Genomic DNA, 22,756 nt, shown 5'->3' on the forward strand with positions numbered 1-22,756 from the left:
TGGCTGTGCGAGCATGATCAGGTTCTGCATTCGATCACGTCGAGGGGGAGTCATGTCACAGGAGTTTGCCGATCGGATTGCCCTGGTCACGGGCGGTGGCTCGGGCATTGGGCGTGCTGCCGCGCTGGCATTCGCCAAGGAGGGTGCGACCGTCGTTGTGGCTGGGCGGAGCGCCGGACCGCTGGACGAGACCGTCGCCATGATCGAGGAGAGGGGCGGGAGAGCCGCCGCCCATTCGGCTGATGTGACGGTGGCAGATGAGGTCGAGGACCTCATTACCCGAACAGTCGCCACCCATGGCGGACTACACATCGCGTTCAACAACGCTGGTGTCGCAGTCGGTCGAGCGTTGGTCGACACCACTGACGAGGACTGGAACCGTCTCGTCTCCGTCAACCTGACCGGCGTTTTTCTGACGATGAAGCACGAGATCAGCCACATGCGCACCGCTGGCGGAGGTGTCATCGTCAACACTGCCTCCAACATCGGCGCCCACCAGCGTCGTGCAGGTATGGCCGCGTACGCCGCGACAAAGGCTGCCGTCAGCACGCTGACCCGCGGGGCGGCTTTGGACCACATTGGCGAGGGTGTTCGGATCAACGCGATCAGCCCAGGGCCCTCCGAGACCACGATGTCGCTCCGACCAGGTGAGACGGAAGCAGACCGGTCAGAGCGGCTCAAGGACACCAATCCGTCGGGGCGCGCTGCCACTCTCGACGAGATCGTCGATGGGGTGTTGTGGCTCTGCTCTGATCGGTCGGCCTACGTGGTCGGACACGACCTCGTCATCGATGGCGGCGCCAGCGCCTGACGTCAGGCCGCACTGAGGAGGTCGCAGGCGCAGCCGTGATGGAACGTCAGGGGCCAGACGTTTCGCTCGTCGTGCCCGGGCCCGACCGCGAGGAACTGCCCGATTGTTCGCGGCGGACGCCCGTCGCAATGCGCCAACACTTCGATCGCGACCTCAAGCGCAGCCGCGTGCACGGTCACCGCATCGAGTGCCGCGGGGGTGAGGATGCCGGTGTGCCGTCCGAATTGGGGGAGCAGCGCACTCCAGGCGTGATCCCAATCGGCTCGGTGCCGGTCGTAGCAGGACATGCACGGAGTCCGTCCAGGTCGCACGAGCGGCCCAATGCGTACGCGGTCTTCATCGATCATCACGACTAGGTGATCGAGTGCGGCGAACGTGGGTCGCTCGAACACCGTCCGCGCGGGCTCACCGCTCGAGGCGATGATCAGCAGATCTGGATCGTTCGAGCCGAGATCGCGTATGCCCGCATCTGCGAGAACAGTCCTTGCGGCGGCCGCGATCGGCTCGGACGCCGCGTCAGCGTGGAATGCCACGCGGAACTGGGGCCGACGAGTGAGTCGTCCCAGCTCGCCGCCTGAGAGATCGGTATGCCGAGCCTCGGCGTCGAGCCCACGTCGATGCGGTGCACTCCAGCGTGAGGCGTCGAAGACGACCCCTAGGGCACACAGCTCGCGTATCAGTGCCGGGACGTCGCAGGCGAGCTCAGGGATGTTGGCCTTCGCGTACGTCTGGAGTCGCGCGACATCTCGCGTCCCGTCGGCCAACCGAAGCAATGCCATGAGGCCGGGACGGTCAGCGATGACGACGCCAGGTGAGGTGCCGACCTGCAGGCTCACTCGGTCGCGGCGAAGCAGTGGGGCACCAGGGCGAAGCGCGGGACGGAATGTCATGCGGCCAGCGTGACGCCGACTCCCGCAGACGACCAGCCGAGCGTCCACAGTCCTGGAACACAATAAAGACGACCCGCGGGATGCGGGTCGCCTTTATTGAAATTCGGGGAAGGTGCGGGACTCAGGCCTTGCCGAGGATCCGGTTCAGCTTCGTGCCGCAGACCGGGCAGATGCCCTTGGCCATACGAGTGCCCTTGTCACTGACGTGGACCTCACCTGACGTCTCGCGCTTTTCCTTGCACTTGACGCAGTAGAAATCGCCACTCCATGTTTCTGACATTGCGGCCTCCTTGCCGTTGTGTTGCTAGTCACCATGAGCGTACGCGTGACAGGCGTGTTTCACGCTCAGCTGAGCGTAAAACTCTCCGGCGAGTTGCGGGGGAGCAAAATGGCCAATTTCGCGCAAAAAGAGGCTCCCGGCTGAGTGTGCCTTCCCCTGCGCACTCTGCCGAGAGCCTCGATTGCCCGAAACGCTAGGTCTGGGTGCACCTACCGTCAAGCAAAATCGGGAGACTGTTGTCCACGCCTGTGGATAACAGTGGGGACAAGTTGTGGGGAAAGCCAGCCCTTCGTGTGGACACCGTGGGGAAGGTCGTGCACAACCTGTGGGCGGCGAGTTTGACGTGTGCAGGGGCAAGCCGTGATGACCTGCAAAAACGTCCTCGACCCGCTGTGGAAGAAAAAAATGTCGAGCCCGACGGATAGATTTACGGCATGGGTGAGGTGGAGATCCGGCGGAGCCGTCGGCGCAAGCGGACGATCAGTGCGCACCGCGAAGGTGACAAGACCATCGTGCTCGTGCCTGCGCACCTCTCCCAGGCGGAAGAAGACAAAGCCGTACGCAGTCTCGTCGATCGTCTTGACCGCCGCGAGCAGCGCTCGCGGCCCAGTGATGACGAGCTCATGGCGCGCGCCAGCCAGCTCTCTCAGGCCTGGTTCGACGGCAAAGCGCAGCCGCTGACCGTGCGCTGGGTGTCCAACCAGAACGCGCGGTGGGGCTCCTGCAGCAGTGCCGATCGCAGCATTCGACTGTCCGATCGGCTCAAGGGCATGCCTTCATACGTTGTCGACTACGTGCTCGTACACGAGCTCGCGCACCTGATCGAACCCAACCACAGCAAGCGGTTCTGGGCGCTCGTCGACGCGTTCCCCGAGGCGACGAAGGCTAAGGGTTTCCTCGAAGGCGTCTCATGGACGCAGCGATGAGCTCTCGCACCGACTGATCGGTTTCGGTCGGAAGGTTGTCGACCGCAAACCACTCCAGCTCATCCGATTCATCGCTGATGACGTGCTGCGCGTCAGGCGGGGCAACGGCGACGAACTGCACGTCGAGGTGATGCGACGGCCGGATCGGCCCGCATTTGGGCACCTCGTGAAGCGACAGCACCACGGGTACGGGATCGATCGTGAGGCCCGCGATCCCGCTCTCCTCGTGCGCCTCACGCAGAGCTGCCTCAGCCAGCGACTCGTCTTCAGGGTCGATGTGCCCGCCAGTCTGCAGCCAGCGCTTGATGACGTGATGCAGCGTGAGCAGCACCCGCTGGTGGTCCGCTGAGACGATCAGTGCGCTGGCTGTCAGGTGATCTGGATGGCAGTCGCGACTCGTCGCGTCAGCGTGCCCGTCGAGGTGGGCGAGATAGGTGACTCGCAGTCGTTCCTGCTCGTCGTCTGGTGCCGCCCAGCGTGTCAGCACGCCGTGCGCATCGGAGTGAAGCGTCACTCGTCGCCGTTTGAGTCGGACCCAGTGTCGCCATCGAGGAGCTCGCCAATGGCGGCATCCCAGTCGTCGCCACCCGACGTGCTGCTCTCGCCCTGAGCAAAGCCCAGAGGATCGTCGAGGTCCGCCGAGGATGGCATCAGATCCGGGTGGCTCCACGGCGCATCGCGCTCGTCGGCACCTTGGCGATCACGCAGCGCGGCCCACAGGGTCGCTGCCTCGCGAAGCTTGCGCGGTCGCAACTCGAGGCCGACGAGCGAAGCGAACGTCTGCTCGGCGGGTCCACCTGCGCCACGACGACGTCGCATCGCCTCAGCGAGCGGGGCAGCGGCGGGCATACGGTCCTTGGTGGCCTGGGCGACGACCTCGTCGACCCAGCCTTCGATCAACGCGAGCAGAGTCTCGAGCCGCTCAAGCGCCTTGAGCTGTTCGGGTGTGCTTTCGGGCTCGAACAGTCCGCCGCTCATCGCCTCCTGGATCGCCTCGGGGCGAGAAGGGTCGATATCGCGGATCTGGGACTCGATGGCTGAGACGTCGATACGGGTGCCGCGGCCGAATTCCTCGACCGCTCCGACCAACGCGGGGCGGAGCCATGGAGCGTGCTGGAACAGCCGGTGATGAGCGCACTCGCGGAGTACGACGTACAAGAGGACGTCGGAAGCCGAGTGCTCAAGACCTTCGCCGAACGCCTTGACGCCCTCGGGAAGTACGGCGGCGACCTTCTCGGGACCGAGCGGCAGGCCGATGTCGGTCGACGAGAGGACCTCGCCAGCGAGACCGCCTAGCGCTTGGCCGACCTGCTGACCGAACATCGCTCCGCCAGCTTGATTCAGCATGCCCATCAGGGGACCCGCCATTGCCTTGGCTTCTTCGGGCAGTGCGTCGCCCATCGCCTTCACGACGTGCTGGGCGATTGGCTCAACGAGGGTCTGCCACGTGCCGGACGTGGACTCGATCCACTCGGCGCGGCTCCACGCCGTGCTGGTCGTGGCTCCAGCCGGGATGGTCGTCGCGGTATCGAGCCAGGACTCGGCGAGACGGACGGCATCGTCCACGGCACCCTGCTGCGCAGCGTTCGGCGTGGGATCGGGTCCGGCGGCCGCAGCCGCATGACGCGCAACGTCCTTTGCGAGATCGAAGTTGACGCTGCCCTCGTGCGGGGCGAACATCTTCTGCATTTGCCCCATGATTTGGGTCATGTCGAGCTGACCGCCGGCGAACGCGCCGAAGATCTGCTCCATCGGCGTACCGGCAAAGGGGTTCTGCGGATCGTTCGCTGCGTCGTCTTTATCGTCCTCGGACATATCTCAACAGTAGCCACCCGTTCGTGGGACTCCACAGAATCCGTGTTCGCCCTGCGAGGAATCGGTACGCCTCGTCAATATGGCTTGCCGTCACTGACTAGGCTCGGCTTGTGTCCGACGCATCAACGTTGAGTCGCCGCTATACGACGATGCTCGTCGCGGTGCTCTCACTCATTGCCCTCACCTGTGTTGCGATGCTCGTGCCTGTTCCTTACGTGATGATGCGTCCGGGCCCCGCTTTTGACACGCTCGGCGAGTTCGAGGGCAAGGCGATGTTCACGTTCGACAAGAGCGTGAAGACCTATCCGACCGAGGGCTCACTTGACTTCACCACCGTCTCTGTCACTCGCGCTGACCGCAATGTGTCGCTGGGAGATGCCGTCTGGGCCTACTTTGGCTCCGACAATGCCGTGGTGCCCAAGTCACTGATCTATCCCGAAGAGGAGACAGCCGAGCAGTCCTCGAAGCAGGGCGCCGCTCAGCTCGACAGCTCCAAGGACTCCTCACGCGTCGCGGCACTTCGTGCCGCTGGATACACGGTGACCGGTACGCCGCAGGTCGCCGGCATCGTCAAGGACGGTGCTGCGGACGGCAAGCTCAAGGCTGGTGACATTGTCACAGGAGTTGATGGCGCGAAGGTCGACTCCGCCGAGCAGCTGGTGAAGGTCGTTGGCGAGCACAAGCCTGGCGACGTGGTGATCGTGTCAATCATCCGCAAGGGCAAGGCCCAAGACATTCCGATCACGACCAAACCGGCGGCCGACAACCCCAAGCTCCCGCGCATCGGCGTCACGCTGGGCACGAAGTACAAGTACCCCTTCACGGTCAACAACAACGTTGGCCGATCCATCGGCGGACCGAGCGCCGGCACGATGTTCGCCCTGGCGATCTACGACAAGCTGACCCCCGGCGCACTGACCGGTGGCAAGAAGATCGCCGGCACCGGCGAGATGGCGCCCGATGGAACGGTCGGACCGATCGGCGGCGTACGCCAGAAGATGGCTGGTGCAGCGCAGCACGACACCGCGATCTTCTTGGTCCCCGCAGCCAACTGTGCCGAGGCGGCTGACGGCGACAACTTCGGTATGAAGCTCATCAAGATCACCAAGCTCGAGGACGCGATCAGCTCGCTCGAAGCGCTGGCCAAGGATCCCAAGGCGAAGGTGCCGTCGTGCAGCTGATGCCCGACTCGCCGCTGCGCAGGGCGGCGCTGGAGATGGAGGCGTACGTCGCGGCCGATGGCTGGGACCAGGCGCCCCGGCTGTTTGCACTGGTGGCAACCGCTGACCTCGTCTCCAAGCAACCCGACCTGGCTGATCAGCTGTCGGCCGACTCTGGCGAGATCACGCTGGTCGAGCAGGACGGCGTACCGGTCGACCGGCCGATCGAGGACTTGCTGATCGAGATCGCGTGGCCCGACAGTGTGCTGGGATGCGCTGCCGTACTCGAGCGGATCATGCTTCCGCCGGAGGCCGAGGCGGCGTTGCCCGAGGATCCTGACGAGATGTTCATGGCTGCCGCCGCGCACCCGGATCGGCAAGAGGTGCGGCTGATTGCGGCTGTCACTCGCGATGGTGCTGCACATAGCGCCGTACGCGCTCGCGAACCCGACGATGCCGTGTTGCTCGAGGGCCCCGATCTCGTTCCTGGGCTGATCGAGCAGCTCCGGCAAACACTGGCATAGAGTCTTAATCCACCCCTACTCAGGAGCACCGTGAGCGACATCTTCGGAACACCCCGACCGCGATCTGCGCCGCGTCCACCTGACGGCCGACGCCGTGTCTTGGTGCCCACGCTGGTCGCCCTCGCCGTGCTGCTGTTCCTCGGCTCGATCTTCACGAGCGTGTGGACCGATCGCCTGTGGTTCAAGTCGGTTGGCTACAGCGGCGTGTTCCAAAGCGTTCTGTCGACCCGCATCCTGCTGTTCCTCGTCATGGGCCTGATCTTCGGTCTGTTCGTCGTGGCGAACCTCTACATCGCCTATCGCTCTCGGCCCGAATCCGTACCGGTTCGCCGTGACGATCCGGCCTACCGCTATCGCCTTGCGTTGACCCCGATCCTTCGCCCAGTCCTGATCGTCGTCGGCGTCGTGCTCACCGGATTCGCCGGTTCCGTGGCCGCGAGCCACTGGGACACATTCAAGATGTGGAGCAACAGCACCTCGTTCGGCATCAAGGATCCGCAATTCGGCAAGGACGTCAGCTTCTTCGTCTTCGAGTACCCGTGGCTGCGGTTCATCACCTCGTTCTCGTTCGCGATGATCGTCATCACGATCCTGGCCGTGGTGTTCGTCAACTACGTCTATGGCGGCATCAGCATCTCCGGCCGTGGACCCAGGCTGAGTCGCGCCGCTCAGGTGCACCTGTCGATCCTCGTTGGCCTGGCCATCCTGGTTCGGGTCGCGTCGTACTACCTGGATCGTTTCGGGCTCATCATCGGATCAGGCGGCGTTGTCGACGGCGGTACGTTCACCGACATCAACGCCCGGATCCCGAGCAAGAACATCCTGATCTACGTCGCCATCCTGTGCGCGATCCTGTTCTTCGCCTCGATCTTCATCCGTTCGTGGGCGCTTCCCGCCATGAGCCTCGGACTCCTCGGCATCTCCTCGATCCTGATCGGCGCCATCTGGCCTGCCGTGATGCAGGGCTTCCAGGTCAAGCCGTCAGAGCCCGACAAAGAAGGCCCGTACATCTCCCGAAATATTGAAGCGACGCGACAGGCCTACGACGTCGCCGACGTGAAGGCCGAGTCCTACTCGGCGACAACGTCGCTCACACCCGCTGAGCTGGCCTCCTCTGCCGAGTCGCGCGTCAGCACACGACTCCTCGACCCAACCCTGATCTCCGACGCGTTCGAGCAGCTTCAGCAGGTACGCGGCTACTACGCCGTGCCGCAGACGCTCGACGTCGATCGCTACAAGCTCGGTGACGATGCCCAGCCGCAGGACGTCATCATTGCGGCCCGTGAGCTCAAGCTGTCGGGCCTCCAGCCCAGTCAGCGCAACTGGGCCAACGACCACACCGTTTATACGCATGGCTACGGCGTCGTCGCCGCTCGCGGCAACAAGCGTGGTCCCAACGGCGAACCCGTCTTTGTCGCCAGGGACATTCCGCAGATCGGTGAGCTCACGACCAAGACTCCGCCGCGCATCTACTTCGGTGAGCAGTCGCCGACCTACTCGATCGTCGGCCGGCCCAAGGGTGCCGAGCCGATCGAGGTCGACACGCCACGTGGTGGCGCGTCCGCGACGAGCAAGGCGACGAAGGACAACGCCACCCAGAACACGTACGACGGAACCGGCGGAGTGCCGATCGGCAACCTCTTCAACAAGGCTCTGTACGCGTTCAAGTTCGCCGAGCCCAACATCGTGCTCTCGAGCCGCGTCAACTCCGAGTCCAAGATCCTCTACGACCGTGAGCCCCGCGATCGGGTCAAGAAGGTTGCGCCGTGGCTGACTGTCGACGGCGACTCGTATCCCGCCGTCGTTGACGGCCGGGTCGTCTGGATCGTGGACGGCTACACAACGAGCAACTCGTACCCGTACTCGCAGCATCGCTCGCTCAAGGACGCCACCGCTGACACTCTGACCGAGACGGGCGACTCGCAGCAGGCGCTGCCGACCGACCAGGTCAACTACATTCGCAACTCGGTCAAGGCCGTCGTCGATGCGTACGACGGCAGCGTGAAGCTCTACCAATGGGACACCCAGGATCCGGTGCTCAAGACATGGATGAAGGTCTTCCCGGATGTGGTCGAGCCGAAGTCGAAGATCAGCACGGCACTGCTGGAGCACCTGCGCTACCCCGTGGACCTGTTCAAGGTGCAGCGCGATGTGCTGCAGCGCTACCACGTGACCGACGCTCAGGCGTTCTACAACGACGACCAGCGCTGGAAGGTCCCAGAAGATCCGACGGCGCCGACGGGCTCCGACGCGCTTCAGCCGCCCTACTACCTGTCGACGGCACGGCCAGGCGAGGACGATCCCAAGTTCTCGGTGACGAGCGTCTACCTGCCCAACAGCCGGCAGAACCTCGCGGCGTTCGTCTCGGTCAACTCCGAGGCGACCGACACGGCCAACTACGGGAAGATGCAGATCCTGCAGTTGCCGAGCGAGACGCAGATCTCCGGCCCAAGCCAGATCGCGAACGACTTCCAAGCGGACAAGGGCGTCTCGCAGGCCTTGCTGCAGTACCAGCAGTCCAAGACCACGACGATCAAGTACGGCAACCTGCTGACCCTCCCGGTCGGCAACGGTCTGCTGTACGTCCAGCCGGTCTACATCCAGCGCACAGCGGTCGAGGGCTCCTACCCGGTTCTCCAGTTCGTCATCGCGTCGTTCGGCAAGGACGTCGGGTTCGGCACGACGCTCGACGAGGCGTTGCGTGTTGCACTCGGTTTGGCGGAAGGCAGCGCGCCTGACGAAGGCGAAACTCCGTCAAAGCCGGATGACTCCAAGACGGCTTCCCAACTGCTCGCGGACGCGTCCGACTATTACGAGCAGGCGCAGGACGCGCTCAAGGACGGCAACTTGGCGACATACCAGCGTCGAATTGAACAAATGGCTGATTCGCTGGAAGAAGCCCAGAAGATCGTTGACGCTTCGAAGAAGTAGCCAGCCGGTGGTTGAGTAGCTCCGAGGAACGAGGAGCATATCGAAACCCGGCGACCCCGGATTTGATCCGCGGGTCGCCGCCCCGTAAAGTAGCGAGAGCGACGCGGGGTGGAGCAGCTCGGTAGCTCGCTGGGCTCATAACCCAGAGGTCACAGGTTCAAATCCTGTCCCCGCTACCAAAGAAGGCCCCGGACCAATGGTCCGGGGCCTTTGTCATGCGATGTGCGTGGATTCGGCGTTGGATTGATTGCGGTCAGCGAGGCTGTTCATCCATTCGAGCAAGGACGTCTGACTCAGAACAGAAACCGTTGGAAGCTCGCTTGAAGCAGAGAAGTCCGAGCAACCGGCTGTCGCTGTCGGTGACCGCGAGACGACGCGTTTGGCCACGGCTCAACAGTCGTAAGGCCTCGTCGATGGGCTGGTCTGGCCCAATGGTCCGCTCGGCGAGCGCGGCCAACTCGAGGGCGGGATGTCGAGGGTCCAGGCGGGGGTCGAGGTCAGCCCGCAACAAGGTTCCGTGCAGAACGCCTCGGCGCGTCAGCAGCAACATGTGGACATGGGCATCAGTGAAGGCTGTCTCAGCATCGGAAACCGTGATCTCGAGACCGTGGGTCTTCGGGGTTGTGAGCATGGCTCCAGCCACGGTCTGGCACGGGCGCGTGATCGGGCTTCCCATGCTGTCCACTCTCGCAGATCACGGTTGCACGCCGTATCCACGGAAGAAGAGTTGTCGGGACCTTTGACCCTAGGGACGGGGATCCGACTCCTCAGATGATGAGGGTGTGTTGTCGTCGACGGGGCCATCCTTGATGCAGGTCAGTCGCGACGCGCGTGTTGGTCGGAGCAGGGCGTCTCTCGTCCCCCCTCAGCACGGCGCGTGGGCCTTCGTCGGACTTCCGCTGATCCTTGGCGCGCTCGTCACCCCGGCGTCTTGGTCGACGCCCTTGTTGGTGTGGGCTGCCTTCACGTGCTATCCGGCGTCATACTTTGCACTGAGCTTGGCTCGTGCTCGGCGGGGTGCCCGGTTCCGCCGGCCGCTGCTCTTTTGGGCGCTGGCTGCTGCGATCCCGGCCGGGATGCTGCTCCTGTCGAACCCGTGGCTGATCTGGGTGGGGCTGGGCTACGCCGCGCTGTTCGCGGTCAACGTGGGGTTCGCTCGCCGAAACAACGAGCGTGACCTGATCAATGACGCCGTCCTGATCGTTCAGGTCGTCGCGCTCGTGCCGCTGACGTGGCTCCTGGCGCACCCGGGTGGTCTCATCCCAGAGCGGGTGTGGCTGCTCACCCTGGTGTGTGCGCTGGTCCTTGTCGGGTCAACGATGCATGTGAAGTCGCTCCTTCGCGAGCGTCGTCGCCCAGCCTTCGCTCTTGCGTCCCGGGTCGTCGCGGTCGCCTCGCTGGTCGTGGTCGTGGATCTCGGGCGGATGTGGGGGTGGCCGGCCGGCATCGGTCTGGTGGTGCCGTTCGTGTTCCTTACCGCACGATCGCTGAAGACGGACTGGGATGGGTGGCGCCCCGCCCGCATAGGGCTTCTCGAGCTCGCCGGCTTCGTTGGTGTCGCGGTAGGAGCAGGAATAGCGGTGTCGCCGTGAGTGGCTCTATTGATCGAGCGGTGGCAGAACCACCCGAGAGGTTGCATGGTGGGACTGTGCAGCCAAAGCGATGGGCACGAACGTGACGACTCGGTCGGTCTCCGAGCCTGACACCGGCGCCCAGACGCGATCACCATGGCTGATGTTGGCCATGGCGACCATCGGCTTTGCGGTCAACTTTTGGGCGTGGGCACTCATCAGTCCGCTCGGACCGCTCTTCCGCACCACCGGCAGCATTGGCGCGCTGAGCGAGTCCGACGTTGCGCTGCTCGTCGCGGTTCCAGTGGTCGTCGGATCGCTTGGTCGCATCATCGTCGGCGGGCTCACCGATCGTTACGGCGGGCGCGTGATGTTTCCGGTCGTCACGGGTGTGACGATCGTCCCGGTCCTCTTCATCTCCTTTTTCGCTTTGGACTCCTACAACTTGCTTCTGGTCGGCGGATTCTTCCTCGGCATCGCCGGTACGGCGTTCGCCGTCGGTGTTCCCTTCGTCAATGCGTGGTTCCCGCCGGAGAAGCGCGGACTCGCCATCGGAATCTTCGGCGCAGGCATGGGCGGCACCGCGATCAGCGCGTTGACGACCGTCAAGCTGACCGACAACCTGGGCGCCAAGTCGCCGTTCCTGATCACCGCCGGTGTGCTGGCGAGTTATGCCATCGCAGCCTGGTTGATCATGCGCGACGTCCCCGGTCGCGTCGTGCCCACCACGTCCTTGATGTCGCGGATCTCGGCCAACGCGCGGCTACCGATCACCTGGCAGGCAAGCCTCCTCTATGCGGTTGCCTTCGGTGGCTATGTTGCATTCTCGGTCTATCTGCCGGCCTATCTGAAGGCGGCGCACCAGCTCACCCCGGCTGATGCGGCCAACCGAATGGCTGGATTCGTGCTCGTCGCGGTCGTCATGCGGCCAGTCGGAGGATGGCTTGCTGACAAGCTCGGTGCGATCCCGGTGCTGGCAACCGGCTTCGGCGTCGTGGTTGTATGTGCTGGCATCTCTGCGGGAACCCCGCCGCTGGAGGGGATCGGCACTGTGGCGTTCCTCGCCATGGCGGCCGCGCTTGGTTCTGGCAGCGGAGCTACCTTCGCCCTGATCGCGAAGGTCACGGACCCATCGAGGGTCGGTGGGGTCACCGGCCTTGTCGGTGCCGCCGGCGGTTTGGGTGGGTTTGTCCCGCCGCTGATCATGGGCTACGTCTACGGCCGCACCGACTCGTACGCGATCGGACTCTGGATGCTCTCCGCCACAGCCGTGCTTGCGCTGCTTCTCAGTGTCACCATCGTTCGCCGTACCGCCATCCAAGGGCAGGTAGCCCGTTGACCCCACCTTCCAAGAAGTCGATCCTCGACCCAGGGATGGACGGCGCCCTGTCCGATGCGCTGGTTCGGAGCCGACGATTCTTCACCAAGGGAACCGTCTCAGCAGACCTGCGGACCTTGACCAAGAAGGGGGGCCGGGGCGCGGACGACTTCTATCGCGACAGGTGGAGCCACGACAAGGTTGTGCGGTCCACCCACGGCGTCAACTGCACGGGATCGTGCTCGTGGAAGGTCTACGTCAAGGACGGGATCATCACGTGGGAGACACAGCAAACCGACTACCCGTCGGTCGGCCCGGATTCTCCTGAGTACGAGCCACGCGGGTGCCCCCGTGGTGCGGCGTTCTCCTGGTACACCTATTCGCCGACCAGGGTGCGCTATCCGTACGTTCGCGGTGTCCTGCTTCAGATGTTCCGGGAGGCCAAGGCCCAGCACGATGGAGACCCGGTACGAGCTTGGGCGCACATCGTGGAGAACCCGCAGCGTGCCAAGGCCTACAAGTCAGCTCGTGGCAAGGGTGGGCTGGTGAGAGCCACATGGGAGGAGGCCAGCGAGATCGTCGCGGCGGCCCATGTGCACACGATCAAGAAGTACGGACCGGACCGGGTCGCCGGGTTCTCGCCGATTCCGGCGATGTCTATGGTCTCGCACGCCTCGGGCGCCCGATTCGTCAATCTCATCGGCGGTTCGATGCTGAGCTTCTATGACTGGTACGCCGATCTGCCGGTTGCGTCGCCCCAGGTGTTCGGCGACCAGACAGATGTCCCCGAGTCGGGTGACTGGTGGAATGCCGGTTATCTGATCATGTGGGGCTCGAACCTCCCGGTGACCCGTACGCCCGATGCGCACTGGATGACCGAAGCGCGCTACCGGGGTCAGAAGGTCATTGCTGTTGCCCCCGACTACGCCGACAACGTGAAGTTCGCCGACGAGTGGCTGCCAGCAAAGCCGGGCACCGACGCCGCACTCGCGATGGCAATGGGCCATGTCGTGCTGAAGGAGTTCTTCGTCGATCGCACAACGCCCTACTTCACCGAGTATGTGAAGTCCTACACGGACCTCCCACACCTGGTGAGACTTGAGGAAGGGGCTGATGGCGCCTACACCGCGGGGAAGTTCCTGACCGCCGCAGACCTGGCGGGTCACGCCGGCGACGAGAATGCCGCTTTCAAGACAGTGTTGATCGACGCGAACACAGGCAACCCGGTCGTCCCGAACGGTTCGCTCGGTCACCGCTACGGCGAAGCTGGCGTCGGCTCCTGGAACCTCGAGCTCGGCAGCGTCGACCCGACCTTGTCGCTGATGGGCACCGCGGAGGATCGGGTCACGGTTCGCATGCCGCGGTTCGATACCGCCGATGGCGCTGCCGCCGACCTCCCGCGCGGGGTGCCGGTACGTCGGGTCGAGGGGCATCTCGTCACCACGGTCTTCGACTTGCTGCTCGCCCAGTACGGAGTTGGCCGAGAAGGACTTCCGGGGCAGTGGCCCACCGGATACGACGACGCGACGGCGCCGTACACACCCGCATGGCAGGAGACGATCACCGGCGTCTCCGCTGACGCCGCCACCCGCATTGGTCGGGAGTTTGCCCAGAATGCCGAGGAGTCACGTGGCCGGTCGATGATCGTGATGGGGGCGGGAACGAACCACTGGTTCCACTCCGACACGATCTATCGGGCGTTCCTGACGCTGACCAACCTGACCGGGTGCCAAGGCGTCAACGGCGGAGGCTGGGCGCACTATGTCGGTCAGGAGAAGGTCCGCCCGATCACTGGCTACACGCAGATCGCGAATGCGCTGGACTGGAACCGACCGCCGCGCAACATGATCCAGACTGCCTTCTGGTACCTGCACACCAACCAATTCCGCTACGACCAGTTCGGAGCCGACACGCTCTCCGCGACCACGGGGAAGGGCCAGTTGGCAGGCAAGTCGACGGCCGACATCATTGCGCAAAGCGCCCGCATGGGTTGGATGCCGTCATACCCGACCTTCGATCGCAATCCGCTCGACCTCAGCGATGACGCCGCTGCTGCTGGCAAACCGGTGGGGGAGTATGTCGTCGAACAGTTGAAGTCCGGCGATCTGGAGTTTGCCGGCGAAGATCCGGACGCGCCGGGCAACTATCCGCGAGTTCTGTCGATCTGGAGGGCGAACCTGCTCGGGTCGTCGGGCAAAGGCAATGAGTACTTCCTGAAGCACCTCCTCGGCACAGACTCGTCTGTCCGAGCCACTGAGACGCCCGAAGATCAACGGCCCCTGGACGTGAGATGGAGGGACGAGGCGCCCGAGGGCAAGCTCGACCTGCTCATGACAATCGACTTTCGGCAGACGAGCACCACGATCTTTTCCGACGTCGTGCTGCCTGCGGCAACTTGGTATGAGAAGCACGACCTCAACACCACCGACATGCATCCGTTCGTGCACTCGTTCAACCCGGCCATCGCCCCGCCGTGGCAGACCCGTACCGACTGGGACGCCTGGCAGACGATTGCCGAGAAGTTCAGCGAGCTGGCGGCGAGCCACCTCGGTGTCCGCAAGGACGTGGTCGCAGTGGCACTCACCCATGACACGCCTGACGCGATGGCCAACCCACACGGCGTCGTGCGCGACTGGAAGAAGGGCGAGTGCGAGCCCATCCCGGGAGTCACCATGCCCAAGCTCGTCGAGGTGGAGCGCGACTATGGGGCGGTCGCGGAGAAGATGAACGCGCTCGGTCCGTTGGTGGACACGCTCGGTGCGACCACCAAAGGCGTCACCTTCGAGCTGGGCGCACAGGTCGAGTATCTGCGGCGCAAGAACGGTGCCGTACGCGGTGGCGTGGCTGACGGCCGACCTTCATTGAAGCGGGACGTGAACGTGTGCGAGGCGATCCTCGCTCTGTCGGGGACAACCAACGGGGCGCTGGCCACCCAGGGCTTCAAGACGCTGGAGAAGCGGACGGGCGTGAAGCTCGCTGACTTGGCCGCGGAACACGAAGGCAAGCAGATCGCCTTCGCGGACACGCAAGGTCCGCCTGTGCCGGTGATCACCTCACCTGAGTGGTCGGGCTCAGAGACCGGCGGCCGCCGCTACTCACCGTTCACGATCAACGTCGAACGCAAGAAGCCGTGGCACACCCTGACCGGTCGAATGCACTTCTACCTCGACCACGACTGGATGACTGAGCTCGGCGAGGGACTCCCGGTCTACCGACCGCCCCTGAACATGGCGGCATTGTTTGCCGAGCCGGCGCTCGGCAACATCTCGGACGGGGCAGGCGGCACCGAGGTGGAGGGTCTGACGGTTCGCTACCTGACTCCGCACAACAAGTGGTCGATCCACTCCGAATACCAGGACAACCTGTTCATGTTGTCACTCTCGCGCGGTGGTCAGAACATCTGGATGAGTGATCGGGACGCGGCCAAGGTCGGCATCGTCGACAACGACTGGATCGAGGCGGTCAACCGCAATGGCGTTGTCGTCGCGCGGGCGATCGTTTCGCATCGCATGCCTGAGGGGACGGTGTACATGTATCACGCGCAGGATCGGCTGATCGACGTACCGATCGCGGAGACGTCAGGCAAGCGCGGCGGCATCCACAACTCGCTCACCCGGCTGCTGGTGAAGCCGTCACATCTGATCGGTGGCTATGCCCAGCTTGCCTTTGCCTTCAACTACCTCGGCCCGACCGGCAACCAACGTGACGAGGTCACCATCATCCGCAAGCGCAGTCAGGACGTGACGTACTGATGAGGGTCATGGCGCAGATGGCAATGGTCATGAATCTCGACAAGTGCATCGGTTGCCATACGTGTTCGGTGACCTGCAAGCAGGCGTGGACCAACCGATCCGGCACCGAGTACATCTGGTTCAACAATGTCGAGACCCGACCCGGTCTCGGCTACCCCCGCACCTATGAGGACCAGGACAAGTGGCAGGGCGGCTGGGAGCTGAACAAGCGGGGCCGCATGAAGCTCAAGGCTGGAGGTCGGTTCAGGAAGCTGATGACGATCTTCTCGAACCCGAAGCTGCCCTCGATCGGTGAGTACTACGAGCCGTGGACGTACGACTACGCCACGCTGACCGATGCGCCGGCGCAGGAGCACACTCCTGTCGCGCGCCCCAAGTCGCTCATCTCGGGCAAGAACATGAAGATCGAATGGTCGGCCAACTGGGACGACGATCTGGGCGGCTCAACGGCCAACACGCACCGTGACCCGATGCTGAAGAAGATCGCGGACAAGGTGAAGTTCGAGTTCGAGCAGACGTTCATGTTCTACCTTCCTCGCATCTGCGAGCACTGCCTCAACCCCTCGTGTGCCGCATCCTGTCCGAGTGGCGCCATCTACAAGCGCGAAGAGGACGGGATTGTTCTGGTCGATCAGGACGCCTGCCGCGGTTGGCGGATGTGCGTGTCTGGCTGTCCGTACAAGAAGATCTACTTCAACCACCGCACGGGCAAGGCAGAGAAGTGCACCTTCTGCTTCCCGCGCATCGAGGTCGGACTCCCAACGGTCTGCTCTGAGACGTGCGTGGGACGCCTGCGCTACATCGGCCTGATGCTCTACGACGCGGACAAGGTGCTTGCGGCGGCCTCCACGACCGATGAGCACGGTCTGTACGAAGCGCAGCGTGACGTATTCCTGGACCCGTTCGACCCTGAGGTCATCCGCGAGGCCGAGAAGGCGGGCATTGCCCGCGACTGGATAGACGCTGCGCAGCGTTCCCCGATCTACGCGCTGATCAACACGTTCAAGGTCGCGCTGCCGCTTCACCCGGAATACCGGACCATGCCGATGGTCTGGTACATCCCGCCGCTCTCGCCGGTCGTCGAGGTGGTCGCCGATACAGGGGAGGACGCCGAGGACAAGGGGAACCTCTTCGCGGCCATCGACGCCCTGAGAATTCCGATCGAGTACCTCGCCGAGCTCTTCACGGCCGGCGACGTTGTTCCTGTCGACGCCGTGCTCAAGAAGCTCGCGGCCATGCGTTCGTACATGCGTGACATCAACATGGGTCGCGAACCAGATGGGTCCATCCCGGCTTCGGTCGGGATGACCGAGGAGGAGATGTACGACATGTACCGGCTCCTCGCCATCGCCAAGTACGAAGAGCGATATGTCATCCCTCCTGCACACGCAGAACAAGCTCACTCGCTGGAGGAGCTGGCCACCGAGTGCGCGGTTTCGGAATATGGCGGCGGGCAGAACGACCTCTTCGGTGAGGGCTCGGGCACACCCACGCCCATTGCGGTCGAGAACTTCCAGATGTTGCAGGATCGGCAGACCTCGGACTCGATGGCCGGTCCCGACGGCAAGAAGGGTCGCGTCAATTTGCTCAACTGGGATGGCAAAGGCTCACCGAGCGGCATCTTCCCGCCAAGGGGAGACGACTCGTGAGCGCGCGGCGCGCCAAGGCGACGATGCCGGCCACGCAGCTGACGATCGCGTGGCAGTCGGTATCGCTCCTACTCGACTATCCCGATGAGCAGATGCTCGGACGAGCTGGGCTGATCAGGGAGGCCACTCAACAATTGTCACCGGTGATCGCCGAGTCGATCCGAGATTTCCTCGACCACCTGGAGTCGACGCCACTGCCGGAGCTGCAAGCTGACTACGTCGAGACGTTTGACAATCGCCGCCGTTGCAACCTGTTCCTGACCTACTTCGCGCACGGAGACACGCGCAAGCGAGGGATGGCACTGCTGCGCTTCAAGCAGACCTACATCCAGGCCGGGTTCGATCTCGATGATTCGGAGCTGCCCGACCACCTGTGCGTGGTGCTCGAGTTTGCCGCCACGATCGATCACGATCTTGGCCGTGACCTGATGCTCGATCATCGCGCTGGACTGGAGCTGCTGCGGTTGTCGCTTCGGGGCATGGCATCGCCATGGTCGTCGCTGATCGATGCGGTCACCGCGACCCTTCCCCCGCTGCGAGGTGAGGAGCGCGACGCCGTACGACGCCTCGCCGCCGAAGGGCCTCCCGAGGAGGAAGTAGGCCTTGCTCCGTTCGCGAGCCCTGAGTTCAGCCCGGGTGCTGCCTCTGAATCCACACTCTTGCCGATGCCATCCTTCCCGGGGGCGCGTTCATGAGTGTCTTCCTGTTCGTTGTCGTCCCGTACGTCTGCCTGACGGTGTTCGTAGCCGGGCATCTGTGGCGCTATCGCTACGACAAGTTCGGCTGGACGACCCGGTCGTCTCAGCTTTATGAGAACCGGCTGCTCCGGATCGGCAGCCCGCTGTTTCACTTCGGAATGCTCGGCGTGGTGGGGGGCCATGTGATTGGCCTGCTTGTGCCGCAGTCATGGACCGATGCGGTGGGTGTCAACGAGCACATGTACCACGTCGCGGCGGTCGGCGGCGGGCTGGCCGCAGGTGTGATGACGGTGGTTGGCATGGCGATCCTGATCTATCGCCGCCGCACGACCGGACCGGTGTTCTCCGCGACGACCGTCATGGACAAGGTGATGTACGCGTTCCTGGCAGTGGTCATCGTGCTCGGCATGTGGAACACGATCGCCGGCTCGATCATGACGATCGGTGGCGAGTACAACTACCGCGAGGGCGTCTCGGTCTGGTATCGCTCGTTCCTCGCGTTCCAGCCCGACGCCTCGCTGATGGCGAACGCGCCGCTGGGCTTCCAGCTGCACGCACTCGTCGCTTTCGGGCTGTTCGCGCTGTGGCCGTTCACCCGATTGGTGCACGTATTCAGCGCACCCTTGGGCTACCTGACTCGCCCCTACATCGTCTACCGCAGCCGTGACGATCAGCTCGGCAGTCACAGCCCACGCCGCGGCTGGGATCGGGTCGGCTGAGGTACTGCAGCTCGATTCTTCACGGAATCGCTTCATATCCATGTATCAAGAGGGAGTCCCATGCAGAAGGAGTCACTGACCGCGCTTGCCCGCCATCACTTGGAGACGGCCAAGAAGACATCGAGCGGTCGAAGCGCCCACACCGTGTACGGCGGTCACGAGCACGTCCTGCGCCAGACCCTGATCGCGCTCCAAGCGGGGATAAACCTCGACGAGCACGAGAATCCGGGCGAGGCCACCCTCCAGGTGCTGCACGGCCGGGTGACCCTCGTGGCCGAAGAGAACAGATGGAACGGGTCGCCGGGCGACCTGATCACCATCCCGGACTCGCGCCACTCCCTCGAGGCCGTGGAGGACTCCGTGGTGCTGCTGACCGTCGGCAAGGCCGGCTGAGGATCGTCGACGGCCCGTACCGATCTGCAGAAACCACGAAGTTCCCGTTCCGCAGATCTCGTACGCCCGGAGTCGCTGGGCTCAAAACCCAGAGGTCACAGGTTCAAATCCTGTCCCCGCTACCAAAGAAGGCCCGGACCAACAGGTCCGGGCCTTCGTCGTGCACTCGCCTACTTGGGAGGCATGCGGATTGCGCCGTCGACGCGGACCGTCTCACCGTTCATGTACGAGTTGGTGACGCATTCGACGACCATGCTGGCAAGCTCGTCAGGGAATCCGAGGCGCTTGGGGAAGTTGACTGATTCGCCGAGCTTGGCCTTGAACGCTTCCGAGGCTTCGCCCTCTCCATAGATCGGGGTGTCAATCAGGCCCGGTGCGACAGTGTTGACACGGATACCGGAGGCAGCCAGATCTCGGGCGATCGGCAGGGTCATCCCGACCACGCCGCCCTTGGACGACGAATAGGCCGCCTGGCCGATCTGACCGTCGAAAGCCGCCACCGAGGCAAGGTTGCAGATGGCGCCGCGTTCGCCTGACTCCATCGGCTCGGTACGGCTGATTGCCGTGGCCGCTAGGCGGAGTGCATCGAACGTGCCGATGAGGTTGATCTGGATGACCTTCTTGTAGGCATCCAGGTCGTGTGCGGAGTCGTAGTTGCCGTCGCGGCCAATCGTGCGCTGAGCCCAGCCGATTCCGGCTGAGTTGACGAGGACCCGCAGTGGAGCGAGCTCCTCCGCAGCGGCGATCGCCGTCTTGATCTGTTCGGTGTCAGTCACGTCGACCCGGATGAACACGCCACCGATCTCGCTCGCGAGGGCTTGGCCGTCCTCTTCCTTCAGGTCGGCCACGACGACGACCGCGCCTTTGGCTGCGAGTTGGCGGCTGACGGCGGCGCCGATGCCCGACGCACCTCCAGTGACAATGGCTGATGCTCCAGAAATATCCATGGGAGGACGCTAGCGCGCGGCTCCGATCACAGCGGCTCAGGGTCGCCGAAGGTAGCGCGCATCTGCTCGGTCCAGGTGGTGAGGACGACTGGTGCGTCGGGAAGGCCGAGGCTTGCCAGCTCCTTCGCGATCGGGTGGCTGCCGAGCGACAGGGTTACGTCGGCGCCGAAGAACAACCCGGTACCCGAACCGCCCTGGGTGAACGGCGTACGGTGCGGGCGTCCGTCGATGAGTGTGTACGACACCAGTTCCATAGGAGGCATCTCCTCGGTCCCGCCACGCGGGAGGGTGATGTCCAGTACGAGCTCGCCGTCTATCTCGAGGGTCCACCGCGAGGTCGACTCGTCGTTGGTGGCCTCGATCTTCTCGACGCTCTTGGGGAAGCCCCAGATCTGGTTGCCGGCCACGCAGGTGAAGTGCTCGGTCACTGGAAGGTGGGTGATGATGTTCCCGTCAGGACCGCCGCCTTCGGGACGGACGAAGAAGATGGTGCCGATCTCGAGGTAGGCACCGAGGTCGTTGTCCTTGTAGTCGACGAGCGCCAGCGCGAATTGAGCCCGACCCGGCTCGGTCTCGATCACTTCGAACCCCGTCGGCGCGAGCGCTTGAGCGGCTTCGAGGGACACGTCGTACATCACGGTCGCGTTGGTGCCGTCTCTCACCTCAACAGGCATCGTGACGGTTTGGCCGAGGATGTCATGGGTTGTCATGGAGACATCAGAGCAAGTTTTGGCGCGATGCGGAAGCACAACGCGCCATTCCTCACTGCCCCATGCAACTGATCGCTGGTTCTGACGCTAGTTTTCGACCATGACTGAACCTGCAGCCCTTCCTGAGCCCACAGCCCAAGCCCGTGCGCTGATCCCGATCCTGGGTGCCATGGAACTGGAGGTGCTTGAGGTGACTCCGCACAGCGCGACGGCGCGGATCCCGGCCGAGCCGAACGTCAATCACTTCGGCGCGATGTACGCAGGCTGCCTGTTCACGGTGGCCGAGGTGCTCGGAGGTCTGATGGCTGGGTTCATGAATGTTCCTGGTGCATTGCCGCTGGTCAAGCGGGTCGAGATCGACTTCACCCGTCCGGCGCTGACGGCAGTGACCGCGCGAACGACGCTGTCGGAGGAAGAGTTCGATCGAGTGCAGGCGGAAGCGACCGCAAACGGCAAGTCGAACTATGAGCTGACGTGCGAGGTCACTGATGAAGCCGGGACAGTCGTCGCCCGTACGCGCGGCTACTACCAAATGCGAGTGATGGGCTGACGCTGCTCAGGGCTTGAAGCGACCAGCGAAGCCTCGTAGCGGCAGGTCGGCGCTGGTGATCACACCGGGTCGAGCCGCTACGACGGACTTGATCGAGTTCAGGGCCGGCATTCCGGTGACGGTCATGCCGATCGAGGCGAAGTCTTCGGGGTTTGACAGGTCGACGCCCTCGGCCGGGAAGATCATGTGCTTGTTGTAGATCTGGGGATCGCCCTTGATCTGGGTGACGTAGCAACCCTTGATGTCCCAGCTCGGTTCGGTGTGGGGAGTCATCTGCCACTCGAGGTGGGTTTCGACGCGGGATACGCCGTCGACCATGCCCTGGTACTTGATGTAGTTGGCACCGAGAGATCCCTTGGGGAGCTTGTACCAACCGAGGTCGATGTCCTTCGTGCACGCGCCCATCTCGTACGAGAACTCGACGGAGTCGAGCTCGAGACCAAAGGCGTCGGCCATCATCCATACGGAATCTGCGAAGACTTCGGTGTACTTCTTCAACTTGCCGGGCAGCTCTGGGTCGTCGATCGGAAGGCCGTACCCGACCTCGGTCCACGTGTCTGCGGAGTGGTGGCAGGAGACGTCGACCGACTCGATGGTCGTCACGTTCTCGATATTGGCGACGTCGGCTGAGACGACCACACCAAGGATCTGGTTGAGACCGGGGTTCATGCCCGTTCCGTAGAAGGTGACTCCGCCCTTCTTCGCGGCTTCATCGATGATCTCGGTCCACGGGCGACCAGATGGATGCGCGTGGTTCTCGTTGCGGTGGTGCCCTGTGATCCAGTCCGCCGTGGTGACGATGTTGATGCCGGCTTCCAACACCTGGAGGTACAGGTCCTCGTCAGGGAAGACTCCGTGGAAGGTCAGTACGTCGGGCTTGGCGGCGATGATCTCGTCAACTGTGCCGGTGGCGATGACGTTGATCGGACCGATGCCGACGAGCTCGCCGACATCGCGGCCGATCTTGTCGGGCGTGTAGACGTGGACGCCGACCAGCTCGAGGTCGGGCTGGGTGCCGATCCGCTTGATCATTTCGCTGCCGACGTTGCCGGTGGCGACCTGGAAGACCCGGATGGGGGTGGTGGTCATGTCGTGCCTTTCGAAAGGGCTGG

At 63.8% G+C, this 22,756-nt stretch carries 21 protein-coding genes and 1 tRNA gene; 14 read left to right on the forward strand and 8 right to left on the reverse strand.

Annotated elements, in window-relative coordinates; all coding sequences use genetic code 11:
• Window positions 1-52 precede the first annotated feature (52 nt).
• The gene (locus J2X11_RS05810) at window positions 53-811 is read left to right on the forward strand and encodes an SDR family NAD(P)-dependent oxidoreductase (RefSeq protein ID WP_309967832.1); all 759 of its coding nucleotides are present in this window, start codon (window positions 53-55) and stop codon (window positions 809-811) included.
• A 2-nt stretch (window positions 812-813) separates the two neighbouring features.
• Here J2X11_RS05810 and J2X11_RS05815 read toward each other — a convergent pair whose 3' ends face one another.
• Both J2X11_RS05815 and J2X11_RS05820 read right to left on the reverse strand, forming a co-directional pair.
• A complete protein-coding gene (locus J2X11_RS05815) occupies window positions 814-1,701 on the reverse strand; it encodes a hypothetical protein (protein WP_309967835.1) in 888 nt (295 codons plus the stop codon).
• Window positions 1,702-1,822: 121 nt separating this feature from the next.
• Window positions 1,823-1,981: a DUF5679 domain-containing protein gene (locus J2X11_RS05820; protein WP_309967837.1), complete on the reverse strand. Its 159-nt coding sequence runs from the start codon at window positions 1,979-1,981 to the stop codon at window positions 1,823-1,825.
• A 434-nt stretch (window positions 1,982-2,415) separates the two neighbouring features.
• On the opposite strand from J2X11_RS05820, the gene J2X11_RS05825 reads away from it, so the two are divergent.
• Entirely contained in the window at window positions 2,416-2,907 is a 492-nt protein-coding gene (locus tag J2X11_RS05825) for a M48 metallopeptidase family protein (RefSeq protein ID WP_309967841.1), read from the forward strand.
• On the opposite strand, the gene J2X11_RS05830 is transcribed toward J2X11_RS05825, so the two are convergent.
• Both J2X11_RS05830 and J2X11_RS05835 read right to left on the reverse strand, forming a co-directional pair.
• Window positions 2,867-3,394: an NUDIX hydrolase gene (locus J2X11_RS05830; RefSeq protein WP_309967844.1), complete on the reverse strand. Its 528-nt coding sequence runs from the start codon at window positions 3,392-3,394 to the stop codon at window positions 2,867-2,869. The two genes, J2X11_RS05825 and J2X11_RS05830, sit on opposite strands and share 41 nt — an antisense overlap.
• A 23-nt stretch (window positions 3,395-3,417) precedes the next feature.
• Window positions 3,418-4,722 carry a zinc-dependent metalloprotease gene (locus J2X11_RS05835; protein WP_309967847.1) on the reverse strand — a complete coding sequence of 435 codons (1,305 nt, stop codon included), beginning with the start codon at window positions 4,720-4,722 and terminating at the stop codon, window positions 3,418-3,420.
• A gap of 110 nt (window positions 4,723-4,832) precedes the next feature.
• Between J2X11_RS05835 and J2X11_RS05840 the strand changes: the two genes are divergently transcribed.
• From J2X11_RS05840 to J2X11_RS05855, 4 genes are all read left to right on the forward strand, one after another.
• Window positions 4,833-5,903, forward strand: a complete 1,071-nt coding sequence (locus tag J2X11_RS05840) for a YlbL family protein (RefSeq protein ID WP_309967850.1) — start codon at window positions 4,833-4,835, stop codon at window positions 5,901-5,903.
• Window positions 5,903-6,406 carry a PPA1309 family protein gene (locus J2X11_RS05845; protein WP_309972290.1) on the forward strand — a complete coding sequence of 168 codons (504 nt, stop codon included), beginning with the start codon at window positions 5,903-5,905 and terminating at the stop codon, window positions 6,404-6,406. Before J2X11_RS05840 ends, J2X11_RS05845 begins: the two co-directional genes overlap by 1 nt.
• 30 nt (window positions 6,407-6,436) lie before the next feature.
• On the forward strand, window positions 6,437-9,337 hold the full coding sequence (locus tag J2X11_RS05850) for a UPF0182 family membrane protein (protein WP_309967853.1): 2,901 nt from the start codon (window positions 6,437-6,439) through the stop codon (window positions 9,335-9,337).
• Between the two features lie 102 nt (window positions 9,338-9,439).
• Window positions 9,440-9,516 (forward strand) — tRNA-Met (locus J2X11_RS05855).
• A gap of 74 nt (window positions 9,517-9,590) precedes the next feature.
• Here J2X11_RS05855 and J2X11_RS05860 read toward each other — a convergent pair.
• Window positions 9,591-10,013 (reverse strand): CBS domain-containing protein, encoded by a 423-nt coding sequence (locus tag J2X11_RS05860; protein WP_309967856.1) that lies wholly within the window; start codon window positions 10,011-10,013, stop codon window positions 9,591-9,593.
• A 133-nt stretch (window positions 10,014-10,146) separates the two neighbouring features.
• On the opposite strand from J2X11_RS05860, the gene J2X11_RS05865 reads away from it, so the two are divergent.
• The 7 genes from J2X11_RS05865 to J2X11_RS05895 all read left to right on the forward strand — a co-directional run bounded on the left by J2X11_RS05865 (window position 10,147) and on the right by J2X11_RS05895 (window position 19,437).
• A complete protein-coding gene (locus tag J2X11_RS05865) occupies window positions 10,147-10,929 on the forward strand; it encodes a YwiC-like family protein (protein ID WP_309967859.1) in 783 nt (260 codons plus the stop codon).
• A gap of 82 nt (window positions 10,930-11,011) precedes the next feature.
• Window positions 11,012-12,247 carry an MFS transporter gene (locus tag J2X11_RS05870; RefSeq protein WP_309967862.1) on the forward strand — a complete coding sequence of 412 codons (1,236 nt, stop codon included), beginning with the start codon at window positions 11,012-11,014 and terminating at the stop codon, window positions 12,245-12,247.
• A 35-nt stretch (window positions 12,248-12,282) separates the two neighbouring features.
• Window positions 12,283-15,978 carry a nitrate reductase subunit alpha gene (locus tag J2X11_RS05875; protein WP_309972292.1) on the forward strand — a complete coding sequence of 1,232 codons (3,696 nt, stop codon included), beginning with the start codon at window positions 12,283-12,285 and terminating at the stop codon, window positions 15,976-15,978.
• Window positions 15,978-17,627, forward strand: coding sequence for a nitrate reductase subunit beta (gene narH, locus J2X11_RS05880; RefSeq protein WP_309967865.1), 1,650 nt, complete (start codon window positions 15,978-15,980; stop codon window positions 17,625-17,627). Before J2X11_RS05875 ends, narH begins: the two co-directional genes overlap by 1 nt.
• Window positions 17,624-18,322, forward strand: coding sequence for a nitrate reductase molybdenum cofactor assembly chaperone (gene narJ / locus J2X11_RS05885; protein ID WP_309967869.1), 699 nt, complete (start codon window positions 17,624-17,626; stop codon window positions 18,320-18,322). Before narH ends, narJ begins: the two co-directional genes overlap by 4 nt.
• Window positions 18,319-19,044, forward strand: coding sequence for a respiratory nitrate reductase subunit gamma (gene narI / locus J2X11_RS05890; protein ID WP_309967872.1), 726 nt, complete (start codon window positions 18,319-18,321; stop codon window positions 19,042-19,044). Before narJ ends, narI begins: the two co-directional genes overlap by 4 nt.
• Before the next feature lie 60 nt (window positions 19,045-19,104).
• On the forward strand, window positions 19,105-19,437 hold the full coding sequence (locus tag J2X11_RS05895; RefSeq protein WP_309967875.1) for a cupin domain-containing protein: 333 nt from the start codon (window positions 19,105-19,107) through the stop codon (window positions 19,435-19,437).
• Between the two features lie 170 nt (window positions 19,438-19,607).
• On the opposite strand, the gene J2X11_RS05900 is transcribed toward J2X11_RS05895, so the two are convergent.
• Together J2X11_RS05900 and J2X11_RS05905 are read right to left on the reverse strand one after the other, a co-directional pair.
• Entirely contained in the window at window positions 19,608-20,384 is a 777-nt protein-coding gene (locus J2X11_RS05900; RefSeq protein ID WP_309967879.1) for an SDR family NAD(P)-dependent oxidoreductase, read from the reverse strand.
• 26 nt (window positions 20,385-20,410) lie between these two features.
• Entirely contained in the window at window positions 20,411-21,094 is a 684-nt protein-coding gene (locus J2X11_RS05905) for an acetoacetate decarboxylase family protein (protein WP_309967882.1), read from the reverse strand.
• A 100-nt stretch (window positions 21,095-21,194) separates the two neighbouring features.
• Between J2X11_RS05905 and J2X11_RS05910 the strand changes: the two genes are divergently transcribed.
• On the forward strand, window positions 21,195-21,644 hold the full coding sequence (locus J2X11_RS05910) for a PaaI family thioesterase (protein ID WP_309967885.1): 450 nt from the start codon (window positions 21,195-21,197) through the stop codon (window positions 21,642-21,644).
• A 6-nt stretch (window positions 21,645-21,650) separates the two neighbouring features.
• Here the strand turns inward: J2X11_RS05910 and J2X11_RS05915 are convergent, their stop codons facing one another.
• Window positions 21,651-22,733, reverse strand: a complete 1,083-nt coding sequence (locus tag J2X11_RS05915; protein WP_309967888.1) for an NAD(P)H-dependent amine dehydrogenase family protein — start codon at window positions 22,731-22,733, stop codon at window positions 21,651-21,653.
• Between the last annotated feature and the right edge of the window lie 23 nt (window positions 22,734-22,756).

It is taken from the genome of Aeromicrobium panaciterrae, from assembly GCF_031457275.1.
In the GTDB taxonomy this organism is placed as follows: Bacteria; Actinomycetota; Actinomycetes; order Propionibacteriales; family Nocardioidaceae; genus Aeromicrobium; species Aeromicrobium panaciterrae_A.